This is a genomic window from Kitasatospora sp. NPDC004799 (assembly GCF_040609095.1).
Taxonomy (GTDB): domain Bacteria; phylum Actinomycetota; class Actinomycetes; order Streptomycetales; family Streptomycetaceae; genus Kitasatospora.
On sequence record NZ_JBEXJK010000532.1, the window covers coordinates 1 to 4,872 of the forward strand.

The 4,872-nt window shown below is 75.9% G+C and carries 4 protein-coding genes; 1 reads left to right on the forward strand and 3 read right to left on the reverse strand.

The genetic code is table 11. The features are described from left to right. Positions 1 to 60: 60 nt before the first annotated feature. Positions 61 to 831, reverse strand: coding sequence for an RICIN domain-containing protein (locus ABZW03_RS37290; RefSeq protein ID WP_355268786.1), 771 nt, complete (start codon positions 829 to 831; stop codon positions 61 to 63). A 282-nt stretch (positions 832 to 1,113) separates the two neighbouring features. Further along, the gene (locus tag ABZW03_RS37295; protein WP_355268788.1) at positions 1,114 to 2,136 is read right to left on the reverse strand and encodes a hypothetical protein; all 1,023 of its coding nucleotides are present in this window, start codon (positions 2,134 to 2,136) and stop codon (positions 1,114 to 1,116) included. A gap of 113 nt (positions 2,137 to 2,249) precedes the next feature. Here ABZW03_RS37295 and ABZW03_RS37300 point away from each other — a divergent pair, with 113 nt between their 5' ends. Next, a complete protein-coding gene (locus ABZW03_RS37300) occupies positions 2,250 to 3,107 on the forward strand; it encodes a helix-turn-helix transcriptional regulator (protein WP_355268790.1) in 858 nt (285 codons plus the stop codon). Positions 3,108 to 3,219: 112 nt separating this feature from the next. On the opposite strand, the gene ABZW03_RS37305 is transcribed toward ABZW03_RS37300, so the two are convergent. After that, positions 3,220 to 4,854 (reverse strand): DEAD/DEAH box helicase, encoded by a 1,635-nt coding sequence (locus ABZW03_RS37305; RefSeq protein WP_355268792.1) that lies wholly within the window; start codon positions 4,852 to 4,854, stop codon positions 3,220 to 3,222. Between the last annotated feature and the right edge of the window lie 18 nt (positions 4,855 to 4,872).

The following is a 4,872-nucleotide window of genomic DNA, read 5'->3' on the forward strand; positions in this document are numbered from 1 at the left end:
CCGGCGCGGGGGGGGCGGGGGGGGGCGCCCCCCCCCCGCCGCAAGGGGGGCAGGGGTGGGTCAGGCGGGCAGGTGCCAGACCTGGTTGGCGGCGGTGGCGCCGAAGCAGTCCCAGATCTGCAGGACCGCGCCGTTCTCGCTGGAGACGCCCCGGACGTCCAGGCAGCGGCCCGACTGCGGGTTGACCAGCGAACCGTCCGAACGGGCCTGCCACTTCTGGGCGCCGCTGCCGTTGCACTCCCAGGTGCGCACCAGCGTGCCGTTGCCGGTGCGCCCGCCCTCGACGTCCAGGCAGTTGCCGACCGCCCGCACGGTGCCGTCCGTGCCGACCTTCCAGGTCTGGTTCACGTTGCCCAGGCAGTCCCAGATCTGGGTCTGGGTCCCGTTCGCGGTGCTGCCGCCGCGCACGTCCAGGCACTTGCCCGCGATCCCGGTGATCTGACCGGTCGGCCCGGCCGGAACCGCCGGACCGAACTGGATCCAGCCCAGACCCGGCGTCAGCGGGTACCGGCACGAGCCGGAGGTACCGCTTCCGCTGCCGGTGACCCAGCTGCCGACCGAGGACTCGTAGATGGGGACGTGCCAGGTCCAGTCGTAGCCCGAACAGGAGACCCCGACGCGCCAGGTCTGCATCGGGTCGATGCCCGTACAGGTGCCGACGGGGTTCAGGGGGGCGTCGTCGACGGTGCAGCTCCCGACGCCGCCCGGGCCCGGGACGGTGCTGTTCGTCGTGGTCCGGGTCGTGCTCTCGGCGGCACCGGCGGCGGGCGCGGTCAGCGCAGCGGCACCGGCGAGCAGTGCGGTGGCGAACAGGGCGGCGGTTCGACGCATGGGGAGTCCTTCCGGGGAGGGTGAACCGGACGACCCACATGTGAAGCACTCATGGCGATAATGCGATCTTCATGTGGGCCGCGCGAAAGCTTCGGGCAGGCCGTGTCCACGGTCAACGGGCGGGGTGACGATCACGCCACCGGTCCGTCCACGCACGGAACGTGGCCGCCACGGCTCCGGAACACCCGGGGCAGGCCGGGCGCCCGGCCGATCCGGCCGGATACCGTACGGCCCGGCTCCCGGACGAGCGGGAGCCGGGCCGTCGGGCGATCCGCGGCCGGGTCAGATCCGGCGCAGGGTGAAGGCGTCCGACGGGTGGCCCGCCGCGGCGTCGGCGAGACCCCCGGAGAGCTGGTACAGGCGGCCCGCCGGGCCCGGGACGAGGGCGGTGGGCGTGGCGTCCGCGGACGGGCGGACGGCGGTGAGCCGGGCGGTGCGCCAGTGGTCGGCGGAGCGCAGTTCGACCACGGCGTCCCGGCCGGAGCCGGCGAAGGCGTTGGTGACGCCCACGAGGGAACCGTCCGGGCGGCCGGTCAGACCGTCCAGGTGGAGCAGGGAGTCCGCCGCCCCGCCGGCCACCTCGACGCGCCGCACGGCGGCCGGGTTCCCCAGCGGCACCTGCCACAGGGTGCCGTCGTCCCACTTGCCGACGAGCAGTCGGCCGTCCCGGTGGACGATGCCGTTGAGGCCGTACGCCCCGGGGGCGGGGGCCAGTCGCGCGTCCCGCACCAGGACGGCGGCGGTGCCGTCCGGCGCCACCCGGTAGACGACCGGGGCCACGGAGTCGGTGACGTACGCGGTGCCGTCCGGGCCGATCGCGATGTCGTTGGCCATGTGGCCGCCGCCGTCGCCGGCGACCGCGGCGAGGTCGGTGTAGAAGAGGCGGCGGCCGGTGTCCAGGTCGTAGGCGCCGATCCCGGCGATCCTCCCCTGGGTCGCGGCGCCGCTGCGCTCGCCGAGGCCGTTGTCGAGGTTGGTGACCAGGACCCGGCGGTGGGCCCGGTCGATCCGCAGGCCGGCGGTCTCGACCAGCGTGCCCGGGTCGTCGACCAGGGTGCGCACGCTCCCGTCGGTGCCGACGGCGGAGACGGTGCCGTGCCGCAGCGAGCCGAGCAGGAAGCGGTGGTGGGCGGCGTCCCAGTCGCCCGCCTCGGGGACCAGGGTGGGCGCGTGGCCCTGGACCACGGCCGGGGCCGGGCGGCCGGCGGCCGCGGCGGGCAGCGCGCCGGCGGTGCCGAGGAGGGCGGCCGCGGCCAGGGCGGCGGTCAGGGCCCGGCGGGCGGTACGGTGCTGACGGTGGATCATCGGTGTTCCCTCGCGTGTGCGGTCCGTTGACGTGATCAAGCCTCGTGCGGCCGGCCGGCCCGCGGCAGTGCGTGGGAATACTGGTAGTTCGACTACCAGGAAGAACGGGGGACGTGGTGGACGTGGACGACGCGGGGACGCGCCGTACGGCGCTGTCGAAGTTCCTGCGCAGCCGCCGGGCGCGGCTGACGCCGCAGGACGTCGGGCTGGCGCCCGGGGTGCGGCGGCGCACCCCGGGGCTGCGCCGGGAGGAGCTGGCGCTGCTGGCCGGGGTGGGGGTGACCTGGTACACGTGGCTGGAGCAGGGGCGGGACATCCACCCGTCGCCGGAGGTGCTGGCGAGCCTCGCCCGGACGCTGCGGCTGGACCGGGCGGAGACGGCGTACCTGTTCCGGCTGGCCGGCAGCCACCCGCAGGACACCGGGGGCACCGCGCCCACCGAGGTGCCGGCGGCGCTGCTGCGGCTGATGCACGCCCAGTGGCCCGCGCCGGCCTTCGTGGTGGACGCCGACTGGGAGGTCCGGGCCTGGAACCGGGGCGCGGACGCGCTGTTCGGCCTGACCGGCCGCCCGCCGCAGGACCGCAACCTGGCCTGGCTGGTGTTCGGCCACACGGTGCACCGGGCCCGGCTGGAGGACTGGGAGGGGCACGCCCGGGGCTTCCTGGCGCAGCTGCGCTCCGCCTACGCCGAGCGCGGCGGGGACGCGACGGCCGCCGGGCGCCACCTGGCCCGCCTGATCCGGCGGGTGCGCGCCGCGTACTCGGAGGCGGACCGCTGGCTGGACGAGCACCAGGTGGCGGAGCGTGCGGGCACCGAGAAGGTCATCCGGCACGAGGAGGTGGGCCCGCTGCGGATCGACCAGCACGTGCTGATGGCCGCCGAGGGCCTGCAGCTGATCGTGATGTCCCCGCACGACGCCGACACCGAGGAGCGGCTGCGCCGGCTGGCCCCCGCGCCGGTGGCGGTGTAGCGCGGTCCCGGCCCGACGACACGACGGCCCGGCTCCCCTCGTACGGGGGAACCGGGCCGTCGCGTCGGTGCGGAAGCACGTCGGTGTGGAAGGACGTCGCTACGGAGGGGCGTCAGTCCGCCTTGCGGCGCTGGCGGCCCGTGCCGTAGTTGGAGCCCGACTTGGAGCCGCTGCCCGGCCTCGGGCGGCCCGAGGAGCGGCCGATGAACCCGGCCGCCTGCGGGCGCTCGCCCTGGGCGGCGGCGCCGAGGCGCTGCTTGGGGCGGGGGCGGCGCGGGTTGCCGTTCATGTCGACGTCGGTGGGCAGCCCGGAGCGCTTGCCGGGCCGGCGGCGCGGGGAGCCGGACTTGGCGGGCTTGTCGGCGCCGGCCTGCGCCGCACCGGAGGCGGCCTGGTCCGCGACCACCGGCACGGCCAGCGTCACCGCGACGCCGCTGGGCGTGCGGGCGCCGGTGATCCGGGCCAGGTCGGCGTCGCCCGGGCGGATCTTGGTGACGGTCGGGCGGATGCCGGCCACCGTCATCAGCCGGTTGACCTCGCGGCGCTGCTCGGGCAGCACCAGGGTGACGACCGTCCCGGACTCGCCGGCCCGGGCGGTGCGACCGCCGCGGTGCAGGTAGTCCTTGTGGTCGACCGGCGGGTCCACGTTGACGACCAGGTCCAGGCCGTCGATGTGGATGCCGCGGGCGGCGACGTTGGTGGCGATCAGCGCGGTGACGTGTCCGTCCCGGAACTGGTCCAGGACCCGGTTGCGCTGCGGCTGGGACTTGCCGCCGTGCAGCGCGGCGGCCTTCACGCCGTTGGCGAGCAGCTGCTTGGCCAGCCGGTCGGCGCCGTGCTTGGTGTGCACGAACATGATCACCCGGCCGTCGCGGGAGGCGATGTGCGCGGTGGCGGAGGCCTTGTCGGCCTGCTCCAGCTGGAGGACGTGGTGGTCCATGGTGGTGACCGCGCCGGCCGAGGGGTCGACCGAGTGGGTCACCGGGTCGGACAGGAAGCGCTTGACCAGCCGGTCGACGTTGCGGTCCAGGGTGGCGGAGAACAGCATCCGCTGCCCGCCCTCGGCGACCTGCTCCAGCAGCTTGCTGACCTGCGGCAGGAAGCCCATGTCGGCCATCTGGTCGGCCTCGTCGAGGACGGTGATCGCGACGTCGGAGAGGTTGACGTCGCCGCGCCCGATCAGGTCGTCGAGGCGGCCGGGGGTCGCCACCAGCACCTCGGTGCCGCGGCGCACCGCGTTGGCCTGCCGGTTGATCGACATGCCACCGACGACGGTGGTGATCCGCAGGTTGACGGCGGTCGCGTACGGGGTGAGCGCCTCGGTGACCTGCTGGGCCAGCTCGCGGGTGGGCACCAGGACGAGCGCCAGCGGGTGCCGGGCGTCGGCGCGGCGCCCGGCGGTACGGGCGAGCAGCGGCAGGCCGAAGGCCAGGGTCTTGCCGGAGCCGGTGCGGCCGCGGCCGAGCACGTCGCGCCCGGCGATCGAGTCGGGCAGCGTGGCGGCCTGGATCGGGAACGGCGCGGTGACGCCCTCGCGGGTGAGCGCGGCGAGGATCCCCTTGGGGAGGTCCAGCTCGCCGAAGGACTCCGCCGGGGGCCGGGCCGGGGTGCCCTGGACCACGGTGAAGTCGGTGGCCTCGGGGACGGCGGCGGGGCGGTTCTGCTTGGGGGCGCCGGCGCGGTTGCGCGGCCCACTACCTGCGTGGGGACGCGGCGAAGGTCGCGAAGCGGGTGGGCGGAGCGGGATGACCCGGCCGCCGGTGCC